General features: G+C 72.5%; 22 protein-coding genes and 1 tRNA gene. 9 read left to right on the top strand and 14 right to left on the bottom strand.

Annotated elements, in window-relative coordinates:
- The first annotated feature begins 153 nt into the window (after window positions 1-153).
- The 7 genes from AB0D44_RS00365 (at window position 154) to AB0D44_RS00335 (ending at window position 8106) form a co-directional block, all read left to right on the top strand.
- The gene (locus AB0D44_RS00365; protein ID WP_362582185.1) at window positions 154-492 is read left to right on the top strand and encodes an antibiotic biosynthesis monooxygenase; all 339 of its coding nucleotides are present in this window, start codon (window positions 154-156) and stop codon (window positions 490-492) included.
- The gene (locus tag AB0D44_RS00360) at window positions 476-1384 is read left to right on the top strand and encodes an amidohydrolase family protein (RefSeq protein WP_362582182.1); all 909 of its coding nucleotides are present in this window, start codon (window positions 476-478) and stop codon (window positions 1382-1384) included. Before AB0D44_RS00365 ends, AB0D44_RS00360 begins: the two co-directional genes overlap by 17 nt.
- 40 nt (window positions 1385-1424) lie before the next feature.
- The gene (locus AB0D44_RS00355; protein ID WP_362582179.1) at window positions 1425-2192 is read left to right on the top strand and encodes a response regulator transcription factor; all 768 of its coding nucleotides are present in this window, start codon (window positions 1425-1427) and stop codon (window positions 2190-2192) included.
- A gap of 125 nt (window positions 2193-2317) precedes the next feature.
- The gene (locus tag AB0D44_RS00350) at window positions 2318-3838 is read left to right on the top strand and encodes a HAMP domain-containing sensor histidine kinase (RefSeq protein WP_362582177.1); all 1521 of its coding nucleotides are present in this window, start codon (window positions 2318-2320) and stop codon (window positions 3836-3838) included.
- A gap of 25 nt (window positions 3839-3863) precedes the next feature.
- On the top strand, window positions 3864-5138 hold the full coding sequence (locus AB0D44_RS00345) for a bifunctional glycosyltransferase family 2/GtrA family protein (RefSeq protein ID WP_362582175.1): 1275 nt from the start codon (window positions 3864-3866) through the stop codon (window positions 5136-5138).
- Window positions 5135-7294, top strand: a complete 2160-nt coding sequence (locus tag AB0D44_RS00340; protein ID WP_362582172.1) for a glycosyltransferase family 39 protein — start codon at window positions 5135-5137, stop codon at window positions 7292-7294. Before AB0D44_RS00345 ends, AB0D44_RS00340 begins: the two co-directional genes overlap by 4 nt.
- Before the next feature lie 89 nt (window positions 7295-7383).
- Entirely contained in the window at window positions 7384-8106 is a 723-nt protein-coding gene (locus AB0D44_RS00335; RefSeq protein WP_362582169.1) for a TetR/AcrR family transcriptional regulator, read from the top strand.
- Window positions 8107-8186: 80 nt separating this feature from the next.
- On the opposite strand, the gene AB0D44_RS00330 is transcribed toward AB0D44_RS00335, so the two are convergent.
- Both AB0D44_RS00330 and AB0D44_RS00325 read right to left on the bottom strand, forming a co-directional pair.
- Window positions 8187-9758 (bottom strand): MDR family MFS transporter, encoded by a 1572-nt coding sequence (locus AB0D44_RS00330; protein ID WP_362582834.1) that lies wholly within the window; start codon window positions 9756-9758, stop codon window positions 8187-8189.
- Window positions 9759-9861: 103 nt separating this feature from the next.
- Window positions 9862-10308: a MarR family winged helix-turn-helix transcriptional regulator gene (locus tag AB0D44_RS00325; protein WP_362582831.1), complete on the bottom strand. Its 447-nt coding sequence runs from the start codon at window positions 10306-10308 to the stop codon at window positions 9862-9864.
- A gap of 103 nt (window positions 10309-10411) precedes the next feature.
- Between AB0D44_RS00325 and AB0D44_RS00320 the strand changes: the two genes are divergently transcribed.
- Window positions 10412-10645, top strand: coding sequence for a hypothetical protein (locus AB0D44_RS00320; RefSeq protein WP_362582166.1), 234 nt, complete (start codon window positions 10412-10414; stop codon window positions 10643-10645).
- 198 nt (window positions 10646-10843) lie between these two features.
- On the opposite strand, the gene AB0D44_RS00315 is transcribed toward AB0D44_RS00320, so the two are convergent.
- The 10 genes from AB0D44_RS00315 to AB0D44_RS00270 all read right to left on the bottom strand — a co-directional run bounded on the left by AB0D44_RS00315 (window position 10844) and on the right by AB0D44_RS00270 (window position 17954).
- Window positions 10844-11647 (bottom strand): hypothetical protein, encoded by an 804-nt coding sequence (locus AB0D44_RS00315; RefSeq protein WP_362582163.1) that lies wholly within the window; start codon window positions 11645-11647, stop codon window positions 10844-10846.
- 50 nt (window positions 11648-11697) lie between these two features.
- Window positions 11698-12546, bottom strand: a complete 849-nt coding sequence (locus AB0D44_RS00310; protein ID WP_362582160.1) for an RNA polymerase sigma factor SigF — start codon at window positions 12544-12546, stop codon at window positions 11698-11700.
- Window positions 12547-12776: 230 nt separating this feature from the next.
- Window positions 12777-13613, bottom strand: coding sequence for an RNA polymerase sigma factor SigF (locus tag AB0D44_RS00305; protein WP_362582828.1), 837 nt, complete (start codon window positions 13611-13613; stop codon window positions 12777-12779).
- A 296-nt stretch (window positions 13614-13909) separates the two neighbouring features.
- The gene (locus tag AB0D44_RS00300; RefSeq protein ID WP_215014193.1) at window positions 13910-14071 is read right to left on the bottom strand and encodes a hypothetical protein; all 162 of its coding nucleotides are present in this window, start codon (window positions 14069-14071) and stop codon (window positions 13910-13912) included.
- Window positions 14072-14516: 445 nt separating this feature from the next.
- Window positions 14517-14807: a hypothetical protein gene (locus AB0D44_RS00295; RefSeq protein WP_362582157.1), complete on the bottom strand. Its 291-nt coding sequence runs from the start codon at window positions 14805-14807 to the stop codon at window positions 14517-14519.
- Between the two features lie 188 nt (window positions 14808-14995).
- Window positions 14996-15080 (bottom strand) — tRNA-Ser (locus AB0D44_RS00290).
- A 149-nt stretch (window positions 15081-15229) separates the two neighbouring features.
- Entirely contained in the window at window positions 15230-15709 is a 480-nt protein-coding gene (tadA, locus tag AB0D44_RS00285; RefSeq protein WP_362582825.1) for a tRNA adenosine(34) deaminase TadA, read from the bottom strand.
- Window positions 15710-15717: 8 nt separating this feature from the next.
- The gene (locus AB0D44_RS00280) at window positions 15718-16266 is read right to left on the bottom strand and encodes a hypothetical protein (protein WP_362582155.1); all 549 of its coding nucleotides are present in this window, start codon (window positions 16264-16266) and stop codon (window positions 15718-15720) included.
- Between the two features lie 384 nt (window positions 16267-16650).
- Entirely contained in the window at window positions 16651-16830 is a 180-nt protein-coding gene (locus AB0D44_RS00275; protein WP_030027564.1) for a hypothetical protein, read from the bottom strand.
- Between the two features lie 167 nt (window positions 16831-16997).
- Entirely contained in the window at window positions 16998-17954 is a 957-nt protein-coding gene (locus AB0D44_RS00270; RefSeq protein WP_362582153.1) for a universal stress protein, read from the bottom strand.
- Between the two features lie 139 nt (window positions 17955-18093).
- Here AB0D44_RS00270 and upp point away from each other — a divergent pair, with 139 nt between their 5' ends.
- Window positions 18094-18729: a uracil phosphoribosyltransferase gene (gene upp, locus AB0D44_RS00265; RefSeq protein WP_069921170.1), complete on the top strand. Its 636-nt coding sequence runs from the start codon at window positions 18094-18096 to the stop codon at window positions 18727-18729.
- A 120-nt stretch (window positions 18730-18849) separates the two neighbouring features.
- Here upp and AB0D44_RS00260 read toward each other — a convergent pair whose 3' ends face one another.
- Entirely contained in the window at window positions 18850-19518 is a 669-nt protein-coding gene (locus AB0D44_RS00260; RefSeq protein WP_362582150.1) for a LytR C-terminal domain-containing protein, read from the bottom strand.
- A gap of 212 nt (window positions 19519-19730) precedes the next feature.
- Window positions 19731-20027, bottom strand: a complete 297-nt coding sequence (locus tag AB0D44_RS00255) for a type II toxin-antitoxin system VapB family antitoxin (RefSeq protein WP_015034993.1) — start codon at window positions 20025-20027, stop codon at window positions 19731-19733.
- Window positions 20028-20101: the final 74 nt, after the last annotated feature.

Here is a 20101-nt window from a genome sequence, read left to right as displayed (position 1 = left end):
TCCCCGCGCTGCGGGGCTTGGCGGGCTGGTGGGCTTGGTCGCGTGCGGGGCGTGCCGGGTTGGGTGGTCGGGCAGGTCAAAACTTGGATCCCTTTGGGCTTCCGGGGCCCATTCCGGTGGACACGCCGGGGTGCGCCGCAGAGGGTGGTGGGCATGAGCATCCAGCCGGTTCCGGCCTTCGAACCGCCTTATCTGATGGCCGTTTTCAGCAATGTCCGCACCGATGACGACAGCGGCTACGCGCCGACTCTTGCCCGGATGAACGAGATCGTCTCGCAGAACCCGGGCTTCCTCGGCTACGAGTCCGCGCGCACCCCCGGGGGCCTCGGGATCACCGTCGCCTACTTCCGCGACCACGAGTCGCTGCGGGTTTGGCGGGAGGACCTGGAGCACCAGGCCGCCATGGAGCAGGGTCGCGAGGGCTGGTACGAGAGCTACACCCTGCATGTCGCGACCGTCGAGCGGAGCCACGGCTTTGCCCGCAACGGCTGAGGCGACCCGCGCCTTCCGGGAGCGGCTCGGGCTGCCCGGACTGGTCGACGTCCACACGCACTTCATGCCCGCACGGGTCCTGGACAAGGTGTGGGACTACTTCGACGCGGTCGGTCCGCTGACCGGGGTCGCATGGCCGATCACCTACCGGCACGAAGAGGAGCAGCGCGTCGCGCTGCTGCGGGAGTTCGGGGTACGGGCCTTCACCGCCATGCTCTATGCGCACAAGCCGGCGATGGCGGCCTGGCTCAACGCCTGGTCCGCCGATTTCGCCGCCCGGACCCCGGAGTGCTTGCACACGGCGACCTTCTTCCCCGAGGAGGGCGTGAGCGCGTACGTCCGCCAGGCCCTCGAGGCCGGGGCCCGGGTCTTCAAGGCGCACATCCAGGTCGGGGGGTACGACCCGAACGACGACCGGCTCGATCCCGTCTGGGGGCTGCTCGCCGAGGCCGGGGTTCCGACGGTGATCCACTGCGGTTCCGGGCCGGCCCCGGGCAAGTACACCGGGCCCGAGCCGATCGCCCGGCTGCTGTCCCGCCACCCGCGGCTGCCGTTGATCGTGGCCCACATGGGCATGCCCGAGTACGCGGACTTCCTGGACCTCGCCGACCGGTACGCCGAGGTGCGCCTCGACACCACCATGGCCTTCACCGACTTCTCCGAACGGATCAGCGGCTTCCCTCCCGGCGAGCGCGGGCGGCTCGCCGACCTCGGCGACCGGATCCTGCTCGGCACCGACTTCCCCAACATCCCCTACCCCTACGAGCACCAGCTCGCCGCCCTCGAACGGCTCGGCCTGGGCGACGACTGGCTGCGGGCCGTCTGCCACGACAACGGCGCCCGCCTGTTCCGGCTCGACGAGCGGCCCGTTTCTCAGGAAATTCACAGGTAGGGCCAAGAACGCTCTCAGAGGCGCCGGACAGCGTGGATGCATGACTGCGACGACCACCTCCCACGCGTCCACGTCCACCAGCAACCCCACGGCGCTGGTGCGGCCCGACGGCGGGCCGTGCCGGGTCCTCGTCGTCGACGACGAGGCCTCGCTCTCCGAGCTGCTGTCCATGGCCCTGCGCTACGAGGGCTGCGAGGTCCGCAGCGCCGGTGACGGTGCCGGTGCGGTGCGGGCGGCGCGGGAGTTCCGGCCCGACGTCGTGGTCCTCGACGTCATGCTCCCCGACATGGACGGGCTCGCCGTCCTGGGGCGGCTGCGCCGTGAACTCCCCCACGTCCCGGTGCTCTTCCTGACGGCCAAGGACTCCGTTGAGGACCGCATCGCGGGCCTGACGGCGGGCGGCGACGACTACGTCACCAAGCCGTTCAGCCTGGAGGAGGTCGTGGCCCGGCTGCGCGGCCTGGTGCGGCGTTCGGGCGCGGCGCAGGCGGCGCGCGGCGGCTCGGTGCTCGTCGTCGGCGACCTGCGGCTCGACGAGGACAGCCACGAGGTGGTCCGGGCCGGCCGCGAGATCCACCTGACCGCCACCGAGTTCGAGCTGTTGCGCTACCTGATGCGCAACCCGCGCCGGGTGCTCAGCAAGGCGCAGATCCTGGACCGGGTGTGGTCGTACGACTTCGGCGGCCAGGCCAATGTGGTCGAGCTCTACATCTCCTACCTGCGGCGCAAGCTGGAGAGCGGGCCGGGCATGGCGCCGCTGATCCACACCCGGCGCGGCGCCGGCTACCTGATCAAGCCGGCCGAGTAGTGGCCCTTCGCGGCAACCGGCGCTCGCGGACCCGCCAGCCGCGGCCGCGGCCGTGGCCGAAGCGGACCCTGCCCCGGGCCCTGCCCGCGGCCCTGACCGGGACCCTGACCCGTCGACCGTGGCCGTTGCGGAGTCGGGGTGGCCGGCCCTGGTCGCTGCGGACCCGGCTCGTCGTCTCGGCGGTCGCGCTGATCGCCGTCGTGGGTGCGGCCATCGGGGCCGTCACCACCCTCGCCCTGCGCTCCTACCTGGTCGACAAGCTCGACGAGCAGCTGCGCACCTCCGTCTCCATGGCCGCCTCGCCCCCCGGCCCGGGGAAGGCGATCCGGGAGGGCAAGTCCGTCCTCGGCCCCGGCACCCCGCTGGGCGCCGTGGGCTTCCGGACCGACTCCGACGGCAAGGTGTACGACGCCGATCGCAGCGTGCGCTTCGAGGACCCCGAACGCGGCAACCGCCAGCCCCTCACCGAGGCCCAGATCGCCGTCCTCGCCCGTGCCGCCCGCGCCGCCGCGCCGGACGGGCCCGGAGCGGTCAACCTGAGCCTTCCCGGGCTCGGTGCGTACCGGGTGCTGGCCGCGCCCGGCGGAAGCGTGGTCCTCGGCTTCCCGCTGGGCGAGGTCGACTCCACCGTGAACACCCTGATCGCGGTGGAGGTCTGCGTGACCCTTGCGGGGCTGATCGCGGCCTCGCTTGCCGGGCAGGCCCTGGTCGGGGTGGCCCTGCGCCCGCTGCGCCGGGTCGCCGCCACCGCCACCCGGGTCTCCGAACTGCCCCTGCACGAGGGCGAGCCCGCCCTCCACGAACGGGTTCCGGACACCGAGGCCGACCCCCGCACTGAGGTGGGCCAGGTCGGCGCCGCCCTCAACCGGATGCTGGGCCACGTCTCCGCCGCCCTCACGGCCCGCCAGCAGAGCGAGATGCGGGTGCGGCAGTTCGTCGCCGATGCCAGCCACGAGCTGCGCACCCCGCTGGCCTCCATCCGCGGCTACGCCGAACTGACCCGCCGGGGCCGCGAGGAGCCGGGCCCCGACACCCGGCACGCGCTGGGCCGGATCGAGTCCGAGGCCACCCGGATGACCGGACTGGTCGAGGACCTGCTGCTGCTGGCCCGGCTCGACGCGGGCCGTCCGCTCGCCGCCGGCGACACCGACACCGACCTGGCGCCCCTCGTCGTCGACGCCGTCAGCGACGCCCGGGCCGCGGGCCCCGGGCACCACTGGCGGCTGTGCCTGCCGGACGAGCCCGCGCCCGTCCGCGGCGACCCGGCGCGGATCCAGCAGGTGCTGGTCAACCTGCTCGCCAACGCCCGCACCCACACCCCGCCCGGCACCACCGTCACCGCGCATGTTTCACGTGAAACATCCGCCGTCCGGCTGCGGATCGAGGACGACGGACCGGGCATACCGCCCGCCCTGCTCCCCCACGTCTTCGAGCGCTTCGCCCGCGGCGACGCCTCCCGCTCCCGCGCCGCGGGCTCGACCGGCCTGGGCCTGGCCATCGTCCAGGCCGTCGTCACCGCCCACGGCGGCCGGGTCGGCGTACGGAGCGCACCCGGGCGGACCTGCTTCGAGGTCGTGCTGCCGCTCGCTCCGGAAGGCGCGTCCGGGGACTCACAGCCGGGGCACAGGCTCACCACACAGCGGTGACAGGGCGTCCCGCGAGTGTCGGAGCATGCGAACCGACACCTCTCACGGGGCCCTTCCGGCACGGGCGCCCCTCGCGCCCGCGCCCGGTGAGCCCGTCCTCGACGTGGTGATTCCGGTCTTCAACGAGGAGAAAGACCTCGGACCGTGCGTGCGCCGGCTGCACGAGCACCTCACCCGTACCTTCCCCTACCCCTTCCGGATCACGGTCGCCGACAACGCGAGCACCGACCGCACCCCGGAGGTCGCGGGCACGCTCGCCGCGACGCTGGACGGCGTACGCAGCACCCGGCTGGAGGACAAGGGCCGGGGCAGGGCCCTGCGCACCGTATGGTCCGGTTCCGATGCGCCGGTCCTCGCGTACATGGACGTGGACCTCTCCACCGATCTGAACGCGTTGTTGCCGCTGGTCGCCCCGTTGATATCCGGCCACTCCGACCTCGCCATCGGCACCCGCCTCGCCCGGTCCTCCCGGGTGGTGCGCGGGGCGAAGCGGGAGTTCGTCTCCCGCGCCTACAACCTCCTCCTGCGCTCCTCCCTCGCCGCCCGCTTCAGCGACGCCCAGTGCGGGTTCAAGGCCATCCGGCGGGAGGTCGCCGAGCGGCTGCTGCCGCTGGTGGAGGACTCCGGCTGGTTCTTCGACACCGAGCTGCTCGTCCTCGCGGAGCGGGCCGGGCTGCGGATCCACGAGGTGCCGGTGGACTGGGTGGACGACCCCGATTCGACCGTCCACATCGTCAAGACCGCCACCGAGGACCTCAAGGGCGTCTGGCGGGTGGGCAGGGCCCTGGCCGTCGGCGCGCTCCCGCTCGACCGGCTCGCCCGCCCCTTCGGTGACGACCCGCGCGACCGCACCGCCCTGCCCGGGGTGGACGGGGGACTGGCCCGCCAGCTCCTCGGTTTCTGTGCGGTGGGAGCCCTGTCGACCCTGCTGTACCTGCTGCTGTACTCCGCGTTCCGCGCCGGAACCGGCCCGCAGGTCGCCAACGGCGCCGCGCTGTTGCTGTCCGCCGTCGCCAACACCGCCGCCAACCGGCGCCTCACCTTCGGGGTGCGCGGCCGGGACCGGGCCGTGCGCCACCAGGCCCAGGGCCTGGTCGTGTTCGCCATTGGCCTGGCCCTGACCAGCGGCTCCCTCGCCGCCTTGGCGGCGGCCGCGGCCCATCCCGCGCACTCCACCGAACTGGCCGTGCTGATCACCGCCAACCTCGCCGCCACCGTGCTGCGCTTCCTGCTCTTCCGCGCCTGGGTCTTCCCCGACCGGCGCGGCCCCGAGTTCCCTACGCCCAAGGACAGTCGATGACCACGGCCGCACTCCCGCTCTTCCCGGCCACCGAGGCCCGGGCCCGTACCGGCCGGCCCCGCTGGGAACGGCCCGCGTACGCCGGGCTCCTGATCTTCACGGCCCTCATGCTGCTGTGGGACCTGGGGTCCTCCGGCTACGCCAACTCCTTCTACTCGGCGGCCGTGCAGGCGGGCAGCGAGAGCTGGAAGGCCTTCTTCTTCGGCTCCTCGGACGCCGGGAACTCCATCACCGTCGACAAGCCCCCGGCCGCCCTGTGGCCGATGATGCTGTCGGTGCGGCTGTTCGGGCTCGGCTCCTGGCAGATCCTCGTCCCGCAGGCCCTGATGGGTGTGGCGACGACAGCGGTGCTGTACGCGGCCGTCCGGCGCCAGTTCGGGGCGGGAGCCGCGCTGCTGAGCGGCGCCGCCTTCGCGCTGACGCCCGTCGCCGCGCTCATGTTCCGCTTCAACAACCCCGACGCGCTGCTGACCCTGCTGCTCACGGTCACCGTGTACTGCGTCCTGCGCGCGCTGGACGGCGCGCACACGAAGTGGCTGGTCTGGGCCGGGGTCGCGGTCGGTTTGGCCTTCCTCGCCAAGACGCTGCAGGCCTTCGTGATCCTGCCGCCGCTCGCCCTGCTGTACGCCGTCTGCGCGCCCACCGCGCTGCGCAGACGCCTGGGCCAGCTGCTGCTGGCCGGGCTCGCGATGGTGGTGGCCGGCGGCTGGTGGGTGGCCGTCGTGGAACTGTGGCCCGCCTCCTCCCGCCCGTACATCGGCGGCTCGCAGAACAACTCCTTCCTGGAACTGACCCTCGGCTACAACGGGCTGGGGCGGATCAACGGCAACGAGACGGGCAGCGTTGGCGGCGGGGGACGGGCGGGCGGCGGAGGTGGAGGCTGGGGCGAAACCGGCATCGACCGGCTGTTCTCGGCCAACATCGGCGGTCAGATCTCGTGGCTGATGCCCGCGGCCCTGGTGCTGCTGGTGGCCGGGCTGGTGGTCACCTGGCGGGCCCGCCGGGCCACCGACTCGCTGGAGGGCATGGCCCGTGCGGCGTTCCTGGCCTGGGGCGGTTCGCTGCTGATCACCGCGCTCGTCTTCAGCTACATGCAGGGCATCTTCCACGAGTACTACACCGTGGCCCTGGCGCCGTTCGTGGCGGCGCTGGTGGGTATGGGGGTGGCCGTGCTGTGGGAGGAGCGGGGGACGCGGGCCGCGCTCCTCACGCTGTCCGGCACGCTCGCCCTGACCGCCGTCTGGTCGTACGTGCTGCTCGGCCGCGCCACCGGCTATCTGCCGTGGCTGCGCTGGGCGGTGCTGGTGGGCGGGCTGATCGCCGCGGCCGCGCTGCCGTTCGCCGCGCGGGCCGGGCGCCGGGTGCTGGGCGCCACCGCGGTGCTGGCGCTGGCCGCGGCGCTGGCGGGGCCCCTCGCCTACTGCCTGACCACCGTCAACACCGGACACACCGGCTCCATCGTGACCGCCGGGCCCGCGGTGGCGGGCGGCCGGGGCGGGCCGGGCGGCATGATGCGGGGCCCCGGCCGGGACGGTGAGCTGCCTCCGGGCGGCCCCGCTGGTGCGGGCGGGGGTGGCGGCCCGCAGGGCGGCGACACCCCGCCGCGGGGCGGAATGCCGGGGGGTCAGGCGCCCCGGACGGGCCAGGCGGGCCAGGCCGGCCAGGCTGGCCAGGACGGTGGCTCGGGCGGCCGGGCCGGAGGCGGCCTCGAACGTGTCGGCGGCGGACCGGGCGGCCAGGGCGGACCGGGCGGCCTGCTGGGCGGGACCCGGGTCAGCGCCGAGGCCAAGGCGGCCCTGAGCGCCGACGCCGACCGGTACACCTGGGCCGCGGCGGCGATCGGTTCGCAGAATGCGGCCGGCTACCAGCTGGCGACCGGCTCGCCGGTGATGGCGATCGGCGGATTCAACGGCAGCGACCCGTCGCCCACCCTGGAGCAGTTCCAGCAGTACGTGCGGGACGGGAGGATCCACTGGTTCATCGGCCAGGGCGGCACCGGAGGAGGAACGGGGGAGGCCCCCGGCGGTATGCGCCAGGGCGGCGGTGGTCCGGGCGGAGCCACCGGCACCGCCATCGAGACCTGGGTGAAGGCCACGTTCAAGGCCACCACGGTCGGCGGAGCCACCTTCTACGACCTGACGGCTTCCCCGTCCTGATCCAGCGGCGGCCGCGGCACACCCCCTAGCATCAAGAGGGCGGACCGGGCATTCCGGGCTGATCCACCTGGCGTGAGGAGGGTGCCTCCATGGTGACCGCGGCCGATTCCGGCGATCCGCTCCCGGTCGAGTCCAGTGTGTGGCTGACCGCCAGGCCCGCCGCACCCGGCAGACGCCGCAGTGAGGCACCCTCCGGTCTCGACCGGGAGCGGATCACCGCCGCCACCGTGCGGCTGCTCGACTCCGAGGGATTGGCCCGGTTCTCGATGCGGCGGCTCGCCGCCGGGCTCGGGGTCACCGCGATGTCCCTGTACTGGTACGTGGACACCAAACACGATCTGCTCGAACTCGCCCTGGACAGCGCCCTGGGCGAGCTGGCCCTGTCGACCGGGGCCGGAACCGGGCCGGAGGACTTCCAGGGGTCGGAGGACCTCCAGGGGGCGGAGGGCCGGCAGGGGGCAGAGGGCCTCCAAGGTCCGGAGGGCCTCCAGGATCCGGTGGGCTGGCCCGGCCGGCTACGGGTGCTGGCCCGGGGCTACCGGCGGCTCCTGGCGGACCACCCCTGGGTGGCCCCGCTCACCGCCGCCTATCCCAACATCGGCCCGCACGCCCGGGCCTTCGACGCCGCCCTCCAGCGGCTGTTCGATGCCACGGGCCTTGCGGACCCGGCCCGGACCGGCGCCCACCTGGCCGTCTCCCAGTTCCTGCACGGGTGCGGGGGTGCGGCCCGGCGGGCACCGGAGGGCGACTTCTGCCTCGCGCTCGACGTCCTGATCGCCGGTATCGAGGCCCAGGCCACGGCCACGGCGTAGGGCGCGGCCACCGGCCCGGACGCTCAGGCCTTTGCCGGATGCCCAGGCCTTGGCCGGACGCTCACGCCTTGGCCGGGCGCTCAGGCCTTGGCCGGTACCTCCGCCGGGGCGGCGGCCGGTTCGGCGGCACCGGCCGCCGGGGCGTGGGCCTCGGTCTTCGACTTCAGCGCAACCTCCTTGATGAACAGGCACAGGAGCAGTGCGAGCAGCGCGGTGGGCGCCGAGTAGAGGAAGACATCGCCCACGCCGTGTCCGTACGCCGACTCGACGACCGTACGGAACGGGGCCGGCAGCTTGTCGAGGTCCGGGATGGCGCCGCCGCCGGTGCCGCCGTGGCCGAGCGCCGCGGCCTTCGGGCCGAGCGCGGCCAGACCGTCCTTCACGTACCCGGTGACCTGGTGCGCCATCAGCGCACCGAGGGCCGAGACGCCCATGGCGCCGCCGAGCGAGCGGAAGAAGGTGACGACCGAGCTGGCCGCGCCCAGGTCCTCGGGGGCCACCTGGTTCTGGGTGGCGAGGACCAGGTTCTGCATCATCATGCCGAGACCGAGGCCGGTCAGCGCCATGTAGACCGCGATCTGCCAGTACGCGGTGTCGTACCGCAGGGTGCCCAGCAGGCCCAGACCGGCGGTCAGCAGTACGCCGCCGACGATGAGCCAGGCCTTCCACTTACCGGTCTTGGTGATCACCTGACCGGAAACGGTGGAGGAGACGAAGAGCCCGCCGATCATCGGGATCGTGAGGATTCCGGACATCGTGGGGGACTCGCCCCGCGCCAACTGGAAGAACTGGCTGAAAAACACCGTGCCCGAGAACATTGCGATGCCCACGAACAGCGAGGCCGCCGAGGCGAGCGTGATGGTCTTGTTGCGGAACAGCCGCAGCGGGATGATCGGGTCGCTCGCACGGGACTCCACGAGGACGAAGAGCAGGCCGAGCGCCACCGCGCCGCCGGTCATCGCCCAGGTCTGCCAGGAGATCCACGCGTAGGAATCACCCGCCTGCGTGACCCAGATCAGCAGCAGCGACACGGCCGCGCTGATCAGGAAGGCGCCCAGCCAGTCGACCTTGACCTCGCGGCGCACCACCGGAAGCCGCAGGGTCTTCTGCAGGACGATCAGCGCGATGATCGCGAAGGGCACGCCGACGTAGAAGCACCAGCGCCAGCCCAGCCAGTCGGTGTCGGTGATGACACCGCCCAGCAGCGGCCCGCCGACGGTGGCGACGGCGAAGACGGCCCCGAGGTAGCCGCTGTAGCGGCCGCGCTCGCGCGGGGAGATCATCGCAGCCATCACGATCTGCGCGAGGGCGGACAGTCCGCCGACGCCGATGCCCTGCACGACGCGGCACGCGATCAGCGTGCCGGTGTTCTGGGACATGCCCGCGACCACGGAGCCCAGCACGTAGATCACGAGGGAGATCTGGACCAGCAGCTTCTTGCTGAAGAGGTCCGACAGCTTGCCCCACAGGGGGGTCGCCGCCGTCATCGACAGCAGGGCCGCGGTGACCACCCAGGTGTACGAGGACTGCGTGCCGCCGAGGTCGCTGATGATCTGGGGCAGGGCGTTGGAGACGATCGTGGACGACAGGATCGCCACGAACATCCCGAGCATCAGCCCGGACAGCGCCTTCATGATCTGCGGGTGGGTCATCGCCGGGGGCGCGGACTGCGTGACGGACGGGGTCGCGGGTGTGGTCGCGGACGGGGGCGGGTTGTGGGTCGTCGTCTCCGACTGGACCATGTCGTTCCTTTGTCTAGAAGCTCGATCGGAGCCGGGCCAGCAGGGTGTTGAGAGCGTCGACGTCCTGGGGGGACCACGCGGCCAGCGCTCTTTCCAGGGCGGCCGTGTAGCGGGCGCCGAGCTCGGCGAGCAGCGTCCGGCCGGCAGGCGTGAGCCGCAGGATCCGGCAGCGGCCGTCGCCCGGGTCGGCCTCGCGGTCGATCCAGCCGCGCTCGGCGACGTGGGTCACGTGCCGGCTGGTCACCGAGATGTCCACGGCCATGAGCTCGGCCAGCCGGCTCAGCCGCATCTCGCCGTGGCGGTCGAGCACGGTGAGGACGGCGGCGGCTCCGGGCGGGCAGTCCGGGGGCAGGACGCGGGCGAGGTCGCGCTTGACCGCGCCGATTCCGGCGAGCTGGCGGGCCAGCTCTTCGTACCGCGTGCTCTGCGCAGTCTCCGTGGTCACCGGACAGCCCCCCATCTTGTTGCTTAGAGCAACCATAGAAGCGGATGGTTGCTACAGGCAAACGAATCCGGGGGGTAGGGCGGTAAAAGAATCGGAAAACCGGCTAGGGTCCTGCTCCATGGCTGCGAACCACAACTCACAGGGCCCCGAGGGCAACTACGACCCCGCGGGCAGCACCCAGATGTTCCGGGCGTTCGTCGAGGAGGCCGCGCCGGCCCGCCAGACGCCCACCCGTCGCCAGCGCCGCGAGGAGGAGCAGCAGGCCGCAGGCTCGAAGAAGGGCGCGTGGCTGGGGCTGGCGGTCGCGCTGGCGCTCGTGATCGGCGCGGCCGCCTGGGTCGTTCTGCACTGACCCCTGACCCCTGACCCCTGACCCCTGACCCCTGACCCCTGACCCCTGACCCCTGACCCTTGACCCCTGGCCCCTGACCGCTGGGCCACTGGCCCGTCGCCGGTGGCCGGTCGCCAGTGGCTGGTGACCAATGAGCACTGACCACTGACCACTGCCCGCCGGGCACTCCGCACCGGCCCGCGGACCGCGGTCGGGACCTCAGTTCCAGGTGGCCGTCACCTGGCGGGTCTCCACGTGCATGCCCAGCGGCACCCGCCACGCCTCCACGCACACCGTGTAGTCCTGCGTCTTCGCGGTTCCGCCGGCGATGGGCGCGGGCAGCGGCTGGGCGGTGGTGATCGTCGCCCAGTCGATGCCGAGGGCGCCGATGATGTGTGTCGCGAAGCTGACCGTGCCGGAACGTGCTGTCGTGGCACCGGTGTTGGTGAAGGTGACGGTGACCCGCTCGCACCAGCGGTCGGCCGCGGCCGACCTGAGCGGGGTGGACAGCGTCAGCTTCGCCGGCGTGGCCGGCGGCGTGGTGCCGGGCCTGGTGGGCGGGCTCGACGGCGTGCCGGGGCCTGCGGCGCCCCCGGGGCCTGCGGTGCTCCCGGGGCCTGCGGTGCTCCCGGGGCTTCCGGTGCCGCCGGGGCTGCTGGGGGTGCCGGGTGGTGTGGTGGGTGGGCCGGCTCCGGGTGGGAGGGCCGGGGCGTGTGCGGAGCCGCCGGGTCCGGTCGGCGCGGCTCCGGTCCGGGCGGAGCCGCCGGGCTCCTGGGACCCGGGCGTACTGGCCGACGTACCGGACGATACGGAGGAGCCGCCCGCCGCGGCCGGGCCGCCGAGCGGCTGGAACTCCACCTGTCCCTGCGGCGCCACGTTCTCCCCCGCACCCCGTTCGGGGCCCGGGGCCGCGGCGCCCACGGCGACGTAGCCGTCCCGTGCCGGGCCGCCGCAGCCGGTGAGGCCGGCGGCGGCCGTGCAGCTCAGGGCGATGAGGATGGCCGCGCGAGGTCCCTTTCGCATCGCGCCAGTTTTGCTGACGCTCCGTCAATTGGGAAGCCCGTGCGCCCGGATCACTCGCCGATCAGGCCTGCGCGCAGCTGCGCGAGGGTGCGGGTGAGCAGCCGGGAGACGTGCATCTGGGAGATGCCGACCTCCTCGCCGATCTGCGACTGCGTCATGTTCGCGAAGAACCGCAGCATGATGATCTGCCGTTCCCGGGCCGGGAGTTTGGCCAGCAGCGGCTTGAGCGACTCGCGGTACTCGACGCCCTCGAGCGCCGTGTCCTCGTAGCCGAGCCGGTCCGCGAGCGAACCTTCGCCGCCCTCGTCCTCGGGGGAGGGCGAGTCGAGCGAGGAGGCGGTGTAGGCGTTGCCCACGGCGAGGCCGTCGACGACGTCCTCCTCCGAGACGCCCAGGACTGCGGCGAGCTCGGGGACGGTCGGCGAGCGGTCCAGCTTCTGGGCGAGCTCGTCGCTGGCCTTGGTCAGCGCGAGACGCAGCTCCTGAAGGCGGCGCGGGACGCGGACGGACCAGGAGGTGTCCCTAAAGAATCGTTTGATCTCGCCCACGACGGTCGGCATCGCGAACGTCGGGAACTCCACGCCGCGTTCGCAGTCGAACCGGTCGATCGCCTTGATCAGACCGATCGTGCCGACCTGGACGATGTCCTCCATCGGCTCGTTGCGGCTGCGGAAGCGCGCGGCGGCGTACCGGACCAGGGGCAGGTTCAGCTCGATCAGGGTGTCGCGTACGTACGCCCGGTCGGGGCTGTCCGCGTCCAGGGCGGCAAGGCGCTGGAAGAGGGAGCGGGAGAGGGTGCGGGTGTCGATGGCTTCCGAGCGGTCAGACGCTGCCGGTGCTGCCGGCGCCGCGCTCTTGACGAGCGTGAGCACCTTGGAGCTGCCCTGGTCTACGGACATGCCACCCCCTTGAGGTCGCGGACGGTCGCGTACGGCGCGTCCGTCGGAGGAACGCAGCCTCCACCTGAATACCGGAGGCGGGGCTGCGGCAAACGCGGTTCAAGCAGAATGTCACATGTCGGCAACGCGCTGTAGCGCCAAGTCGACATATATCTCCAGCGACAGACGAGGTCAGTGGGCGATCAGCCCGTTCTGTCGGGAAACGCGTGAATGATCTCCACTCGTTCCGGTTACGCCTCGATCCTGTTTGCGGATCTCAGCCGGGCGAAGCTCCGGGCGAGCAGCCGGGAGACGTGCATCTGGGAGACGCCGAGCTCCGCGCTGATCTGGGATTGCGTCAGATTGTTGTAGTACCGCAGGAGAAGGATCCTTTGCTCGCGCTCGGGGAGCTGCACGAGGAGGTGGCGTACGAGGTCGCGGTGTTCGACCCCGGCGAGCTCCGGGTCCTCGTAACCGAGGCGGTCGAGGAGGCCGGGCATTCCGTCGCCTTCCTGGGCGGCCTCGAGCGAAGTTGCGTGATAGCTCCGGCCGGCCTCGATGCAGGACAGGACCTCGTCCTCGGTGATGCGCAGCCGCTCGGCGATCTCGGCGGTGGTCGGGGTGCGGCCGTGGAGGGTGGTGAGGTCCTCGGTGGCGGCGTTGACCTGCACCCACAGCTCGTGGAGGCGGCGGGGCACGTGGACGGTGCGGACGTTGTCGCGGAAGTAGCGCTTGATCTCGCCCACGACGGTGGGCATCGCGAAGGTCGGGAACTGCACGCCGCGGTCCGGGTCGAACCGGTCGATGGCGTTGATCAGCCCGATCGTGCCGACCTGGACCACGTCTTCCATCGGCTCGTTGCGGCTGCGGAAGCGGGCGGCCGCGTAGCGGACGAGCGGGAGGTTGGCCTCGATGAGGGCCCCGCGCACCCGGTTGTGCTCGCTGGTGCCCGGCTGGAGCCCCTTCAGCTGCCCGAACAGCACCTGGGTCAGGGCCCGGGTGTCCGCGCCCCTGCTCGGCGGTCTGGGGGGCGCGGGCGGGGCCGGGGGCTCCTCGACGGAGGGCTCCGGTCGCGGCTCCTGTCGCAGCCCCTGCCGCACCTCCTGTCGGGGCGGTCCCGGGGTGTCCTGCTGCGGGTCCTGCTGGGGTGGCACCTGAGGCGCTGTACTGGCCGGCACGGTCACGCCACCCCTTCAGTCAACTCATCCGTCAAAAGCGGTCATAGCATCACAAGAGATGTGCACTGTGTGCAAGCACCGTATATCACCGTGTTGAGGGCAAATTGGGCATATTGGGGCGCTGCGTCGAGTGGTGGGTATGCAAAAAGCCCCCCACCGTCGGAGTGGGGGGCCGGGAAATCCGGAAGGCGCTTCAGCGTACGGGCTCAGCGCACCAGTTCGGTCATGAACTCGCCGATACCGGAGGCTGCATCCGATATGCCCTGGAAACCTATTCCCACCATCTCGGCCGCACGCTTGGGCTGGGTGATGATCACGAAGAGCACGAAGACGGTGAGGGCGCCCGTGATGAGCTTCTTGGTGTCCATGAGCGGTGACGGCCTCCCCAACCGGTGCTGCAAAGTCGGGTGAGTCTAACCGGTCGGGTTTGGACACTCACCTGACCTTTAAGGACCAATGACCCGGCGGTCCGGGCCCTTTGCCGGTCCGTCGGTGGTTGCGGGGAGCGCAGGATGGATGTGAGCCCACCGGTTCTGGCAGGAAACCGGTGGGTGAGGGACTGGACCTCACTGCGGGGTCCGAGCCGCAACCTTCCCCCTGACTGCGGCTCGGGTCGGCGGGTTCCGTCCTCGTCGGGGGAAGTGGCTTGTCCCCCCGATGCCACTTCCCCCGTCCCACGCGTCGAAGGTCCCGGCTCCGGTCGGGGCCTTCTTCGTGTTTCCGCCGGTGTTTGCCGTCCGTGTTCCCCGGTCGGGTTCGCCGTTCGGGTGTCGCCGGCCCGTCGGTCGCCGGCCCGTCCGCCCGCCCTTGCCGTTACTGGATGGCGCCGGCCAGGTCGACCAGGGGCTGTACGGGGGCGATCACGGGCGCCAGCTGGTTCGGCAGCTCCGTCAGCTGGTTGAGCTGGTTCGCGCCTTCGCTGATCTTTCCGCCGATGTCCTGGACGGACGCGGGCTGGGCCCCCGCGGGCATGCCCGGGGCGGCCGTCGGGAGGTCCGGGAGGGTGAGGGGCGCCAGGGGCGCGGCGGTGGCGGCGGGTGCGGCGAGGCCCGCGGCGGCCCCCGCGAGGGCGAAGGCGGCGAGCATGCGCTGGGTCTTGGTCATGCCGTGACAACGGCCGAGGGGGCGGGCGGTCACGCGGGCGTCATCCGGAGGGACGCGGCGAGGGCTCGTCATCGGCCCGCCGCAGACGACCCGATGACGAGCCGCAGATGAGCCGCAGACGAAACGCACGACGCGCGGGCGAAACGCCGAGAGCCCCGACCCTTGCGGGGCGGGGCTCTCGATCAGAGCGGTAGTGGAGGGATTTGAACCCCCGATGGGTTGCCCCATACTCGCTTTCGAGGCGAGCTCCTTCGGCCACTCGGACACACTACCGAGATGGATCCTAGCCTAAGGAGCCGCATTCGCCGAAATCGGAATCCGCCGAGCCGGTCATGGGTGGTCAGGGGCCGGTCAGGGCCCCGGTCTCAAGGTCCCGTCGCAGGACCCCGTCGCAGGTCCTACCCCCCGGTCACCCGGTCCGGTCACAGGTCGCGGAAGAAGTCCGTCAGCTGCCGTGCGCATTCGTCCGCGAGCACGCCGCGGACCACCTCCGGCCGGTGGTTGAGCCGGCGGTCCCGTACGAGGTCCCAGAGCGAGCCCGCCGCGCCCGCCTTCTCGTCGTCCGCGCCGTAGACGACCCGGGCGACGCGCGACTGCACGAGCGCGCCCGCGCACATCACGCACGGCTCCAGGGTCACCACGAGGGTGCACCCCGGAAGCCGCCATTCCCCGCGTGCCGCCGCGGCCCGGCGCAGCGCCAGCACCTCGGCGTGCGCCGTGGGGTCGCCGGTCGCCTCGCGCTCGTTGTACCCGGTGCCCAGGACCGAGCCGTCCGGGCCGAGCACGACGGCGCCGACCGGCACGTCGCCGGCCGGCACCGCCCGGGCGGCCTCCCGGAGCGCCAGGCGCATGGAGTCCCGCCAGGGATCCCGTACGGGATCGGGAAGGTGCGCGTCCTGCATGTGGATCACTAGCGGACGGCCTCCAGGACCTCGGTGGCGCCGAGGGACTCGGCGATCTCCGAGAGGGCGTCCCCGTCCAGGGTCATCAGTTGTTTGTGGGTCACGCCGAGGTCGTCCAGCAACTGGGGGTCGCCGAGCGGACCGGCCGGTACCGGTTCCGCGCCGGTGCCTCCCAGCCCGTCCTCGTCGTCGGTCTCGTCGGTGAAGGCGGGGAGGGGTTCCTCCTCGCCGTCTTCGGTGCCGTCCAGGTCCAGCTCGTCGAGTTCGTCGTCCTCCTCGTCGCTGCCCAGCAGCTCTTTGGTCAGCATCGAGCCGTAGGAGCTGCGGGCGGCCGCGGAGGCGTTCGAGACGAAGTACCGCGGGTCCTCCTCGCCGTCCACGCGGACGACGCCGAACCAGGCGTCCTCCTGCTCGATGAGGGCGACCACCGTGTCGTCGTCGACAGCGGCGGACCGGGCGAGATCGATCAGATCACTGAGGGACTCGACGTCGTCGAGTTCCATGTCGCTCGCTTCCCACCCGTCTTCGGTGCGCGCGAGCAGTGCGGCGAAATACACCGTGACTCTCCCACTGGTCTTAGACATGCCGGTTGGAGGTCCCCCCGGCCGGAGGTTGGGGCCGAACGGCCGTGGTGCCCGCCGTACTGCCCCGCCCAATCGGCATCGTGGCAGAAACGGCGGCATTGCGAGAGGTCTTCCGCGCTTGCGTCGTCCCGTGCCGTGCGCCGCGCGGCGGGTACGGGGGCCGTGGGGCGGCGGTGTCGTACGGATACGGGCGGCCCGGCGGGGCCGGGTCCGGTCCCTTCGCGGAGGCCGCGCCGCCCGGCCGTGTCGCGCGGTCGCGGGGGTGGGGCCGGGGCGCGGCGGGGGCGGGCCGGGGGCCCGGCCCGGAGGTCGCCCGGAGGTCGGCCGGGGGTCGGCCGGGGTCGGCCGGGGGTGCCGTCACCAGCGGAACGTGCGCATGCGCATCTGCTGGCGCATGCGGGCGGCGCGGGCGCGGCGGGGCTGGACGCGGTCGCGCAGCGCCCGCGCCTCCATCAGGTCGCGCAGGAACTGCGCGCGGCGTGCTCGGCGCTGCGCCGCGGTCTCCGGCGCATCGTCACTCGGCTGCGTGTCGGGCATCGGCCACCACCCCGGGCTGGTCGGTCGTTCCCCCTGCACCCACCTTCCCCCGGACGGACCGTTTGATGCCACCCCTCCGCAGGTCAGAACGGTCAGCACGTTCCGTACGGTCGGAGCGCAGTCACCGTGCGGTCACTCCACGGTGACCGCGCCATCGGCACGGACGGTCACGTCCGGGCGGCGGCCGCGTCGTCAGGGAGCGCCGGGACCACCGCCACGGGGCCGTGGGCGTGCTGGAGCACCGCGTTCGCCACCGAGCCGATCAGCAGCGACATGGCCCCCCGCCGCGGATGGTGGCGGCCCACCACGACCAGCTCCGCCGACCGGGAGGCCGTGACGAGCCGGCCCGCGGCGTCCCCGGGCACGGAGGCCTGCTCGACCGGTACGTCGGGGTGGCGCGCGCGGAACGGCGCCAGCCGCTCCGTCTGGGACCGCAGCATCTCCCGCTCGGCCGGCACGGCGTCCCCGTCGTCCGCCAGCCCCTCCGGCGGGATCACCACGAAGGGGCTGTCCACGACCATGGTCGGCGCGGGCGGTACGGCGTACGCGGACACCACCTGGACGGTGGTCCCCCGCACGGACGCTTCCGTGAACGCGAAGGCCAGTACGTCGTCCGGGGTCTCCGCGGCGTGCAGCCCGAGCACCACCTTCCCGGCGGACTCCTCCGCCGAGGCGTCCGTCACCTTCCGCTCCGCGTGCGGGACCACCACGACCGGGCACGGGGCCGTCGTGGCGACGGCCCGGCTGTTCGAGCCGAGCAGCAGGCTGGCGAAGCCGCCGCGGCCGCGGGAGCCCATCACCAGCATCAGGGCCTCCGCGCCGATCACCCGCAGCGCCTCGGGGACGGAGCCCTCCAGCGACTCGTACCGGACCCCTTCCGGCAGGCCGGGGCCGCCGCCCAGCAGGGCCCGGATCCGGTCGGCCACCGGGTCGGCGAACTCCTCCGGCTGCTGGGCGTCGTGCAGCGCGGCCCGGCGCCCCGCGTACAACTGGGCGTGGTCGGGCAGAACATGGGCGATCAGCAGCTCCGTACCGTGCCGCAGCGCCGCCGCCCTGGCCCACTCCAGGGCCCCCAGGCTGTGGTCGGATCCGTCGACGGCGGCGATCACGGGTGCGGTACTCACCAGTCCAGCGTGGTGGGCTCCCGCGCGGGTCGCATCCCCAGACGGACGCGCGGGGGCCCGCCCAGCGCGTAGCCTTTTGGGTGCAGGTCGCGTCTCGCGGCCGTTTTTGCAGGTCGCAGGCCGAGTTTTGGAGGATGTTGTGCGTTTGCAGGTCGTCGATCACCCCTTGGTGGCGCACAAACTCACCACCCTGCGCGACAAGCGCACCGACTCCCCCACCTTCCGCCGGCTCGCCGACGAGCTGGTGACCCTGCTCGCGTACGAGGCCACCCGCGACGTGCGCACCGAGCAGGCCGACATCGAGACCCCGGTCGCCCCCACCACCGGCGTGAAGCTCTCGCACCCGCGCCCGCTGGTCGTGCCGATCCTGCGGGCCGGGCTCGGCATGCTCGACGGCATGGTGCGGCTCCTGCCGACGGCCGAGGTGGGCTTCCTGGGCATGGTGCGCAACGAGGAGACCCTGGAGGCCTCGACGTACGCGACGCGCATGCCGGAGGACCTCTCCGGGCGGCAGGTCTATGTCGTCGACCCGATGCTGGCCACCGGCGGCACGCTCGTCGCGGCGATCCGGGAGCTGATCAAGCGCGGCGCCGACGACGTCACGGCCGTGGTGCTGCTGGCCGCGCCCGAGGGCGTCGAGATCATGGAGCGCGAGCTGGCGGGCACGCCGGTGACCGTGGTGACGGCCGCGGTGGACGAGCGGCTCAACGAGCACGGCTACATCGTTCCGGGCCTGGGCGACGCGGGCGACCGCATGTACGGCTCGGCCGAGTAGCCCTTCGGTACCGAACCACCAGGTCACCGGGTCACCGGGTCACCGGACCGGCGCGTCGGCGCGGCAGTACGCCGGCGCGCCGGGACGTCAGGGCATCGGGACGTCAGGGCATCGGGCGGATCAGCACTTCGCGCTGGGCGCGGGCGCGGGGTTGGCCAGTACGGCCAGCGCCTTGGCCGCGTCCTCCGGCGTGCTCAGCTCCTTGAAGGCGTCGCCCAGGATCAGGTCGATGTCCGCGGTCTCGCGGGTGTCGTTCTGCTGGGTGGTGCCGGCGAGCTGGGTGCCCAGCACGCTGAAGGCGGCCTTGTCGGTGGCGGGGGAGCCCAGCAGTATCCCGGTGCCGGGGACCTTCTTGTCGAAGTCGGCGGGGGCGTTGCCGACGTTGCCGACGTTGAAGCCGCGTTTGCGCAGCTCGTCGCCGACGGCCTTGGCGAGTCCCGCGCGCGGGGTCGCGTTGTAGACGTTGACGGTGATGTCGGCGGGCTTGGGCAGGACGACCGCCGGTTTGGGGGTGGCGGCCGAGGCGGCTTCGGGGCCGCCCTTGGCGGCGCTGTCGGCCGCCTTCGTCGGACAGTCCTTCGCGCCCGCGGCCGTGTTCCGCTTCGGGCTGTCGCCCTGGAACACGTCAATGAGCTGCAGGGCCCCATAGCCGAGCAGGGCCAGTGCGAGGACCGAGCCAAGCACGGCGAAGACGATGCGACGGCGGCTCCGCTTACGGCTCATACGGGGGTAGGCGGCTCCCGTGACGCGGTACTTTCCGCCCATGCCGGGGGGAGTGAGCATGCTCATGGGCGCAGCGTAGTGCCGCCCGGTGGCGATGCCTACTAAATGATCTGCTGATAGGTCAATGGTGACCCGAAAGGCGCAATCCACCCGAAGCGGCACCGGCCCGAAGCGCCGAAGCCCCTGGCCGGGGCACGGGCATGGCCGGTGCACGGGCAGGGGCTGGGAGGGCCGGGACGGCGTGGTGCGGGCCGGTCCGGACGGGGCCGGGCGCGGATTCAGTCCATCTCGAGGACGCGGGCGTGCAGCACCTGGCGCTGCTGCAGGGCCGCGCGCACGGCGCGGTGCAGCCCGTCCTCCAGGTAGAGGTCGCCCTGCCACTTGACGACGTGCGCGAAGAGGTCGCCATAGAACGTGGAGTCCTCGGCGAGCAGCGTCTCGAGGTCGAGCTGTCCCTTGGTCGTCACCAGCTGGTCGAGCCGGACCGGGCGCGGCGCGACGTCCGCCCACTGCCGGGTGCTTTCCCGGCCGTGGTCGGGGTACGGCTTTCCGTTACCGATGCGCTTGAAGATCACACGGAAAGCCTACCGGGCCGGGCCCTGCGAGCGCAGCCTCGCCGCGTTGGTGCAAAAGTGGCGAAGGGCGCCAA

Source organism: Streptomyces sp. NPDC048349, from assembly GCF_040651925.1.
In the GTDB taxonomy this organism is placed as follows: Bacteria; Actinomycetota; Actinomycetes; order Streptomycetales; family Streptomycetaceae; genus Streptomyces.
This window is presented reverse-complemented; position numbering and strand designations above follow the sequence as displayed.

What these genes read in the sequence shown, in the direction of transcription:
- AB0D44_RS00295 (WP_362582157.1), bottom strand. Translation starts at nt 14,807, where the DNA reads ATGACCAAGACCCAGCGCATGCTCGCCGCCTTCGCCCTCGCGGGGGCC.
- AB0D44_RS00310 (WP_362582160.1), bottom strand. Translation starts at nt 12,546, where the DNA reads ATGTCCGTAGACCAGGGCAGCTCCAAGGTGCTCACGCTCGTCAAGAGC.
- AB0D44_RS00315 (WP_362582163.1), bottom strand. Translation starts at nt 11,647, where the DNA reads ATGCGAAAGGGACCTCGCGCGGCCATCCTCATCGCCCTGAGCTGCACG.
- AB0D44_RS00300 (WP_215014193.1), bottom strand. Translation starts at nt 14,071, where the DNA reads ATGGACACCAAGAAGCTCATCACGGGCGCCCTCACCGTCTTCGTGCTC.
- AB0D44_RS00345 (WP_362582175.1), top strand. Translation starts at nt 3,864, where the DNA reads ATGCGAACCGACACCTCTCACGGGGCCCTTCCGGCACGGGCGCCCCTC.
- AB0D44_RS00355 (WP_362582179.1), top strand. Translation starts at nt 1,425, where the DNA reads ATGACTGCGACGACCACCTCCCACGCGTCCACGTCCACCAGCAACCCC.
- AB0D44_RS00275 (WP_030027564.1), bottom strand. Translation starts at nt 16,830, where the DNA reads ATGCCCGACACGCAGCCGAGTGACGATGCGCCGGAGACCGCGGCGCAG.
- AB0D44_RS00330 (WP_362582834.1), bottom strand. Translation starts at nt 9,758, where the DNA reads ATGACCCACCCGCAGATCATGAAGGCGCTGTCCGGGCTGATGCTCGGG.
- AB0D44_RS00320 (WP_362582166.1), top strand. Translation starts at nt 10,412, where the DNA reads ATGGCTGCGAACCACAACTCACAGGGCCCCGAGGGCAACTACGACCCC.
- AB0D44_RS00365 (WP_362582185.1), top strand. Translation starts at nt 154, where the DNA reads ATGAGCATCCAGCCGGTTCCGGCCTTCGAACCGCCTTATCTGATGGCC.
- tadA (WP_362582825.1), bottom strand. Translation starts at nt 15,709, where the DNA reads ATGCAGGACGCGCACCTTCCCGATCCCGTACGGGATCCCTGGCGGGAC.
- AB0D44_RS00325 (WP_362582831.1), bottom strand. Translation starts at nt 10,308, where the DNA reads ATGGGGGGCTGTCCGGTGACCACGGAGACTGCGCAGAGCACGCGGTAC.
- AB0D44_RS00260 (WP_362582150.1), bottom strand. Translation starts at nt 19,518, where the DNA reads ATGAGCATGCTCACTCCCCCCGGCATGGGCGGAAAGTACCGCGTCACG.
- AB0D44_RS00340 (WP_362582172.1), top strand. Translation starts at nt 5,135, where the DNA reads ATGACCACGGCCGCACTCCCGCTCTTCCCGGCCACCGAGGCCCGGGCC.
- AB0D44_RS00335 (WP_362582169.1), top strand. Translation starts at nt 7,384, where the DNA reads ATGGTGACCGCGGCCGATTCCGGCGATCCGCTCCCGGTCGAGTCCAGT.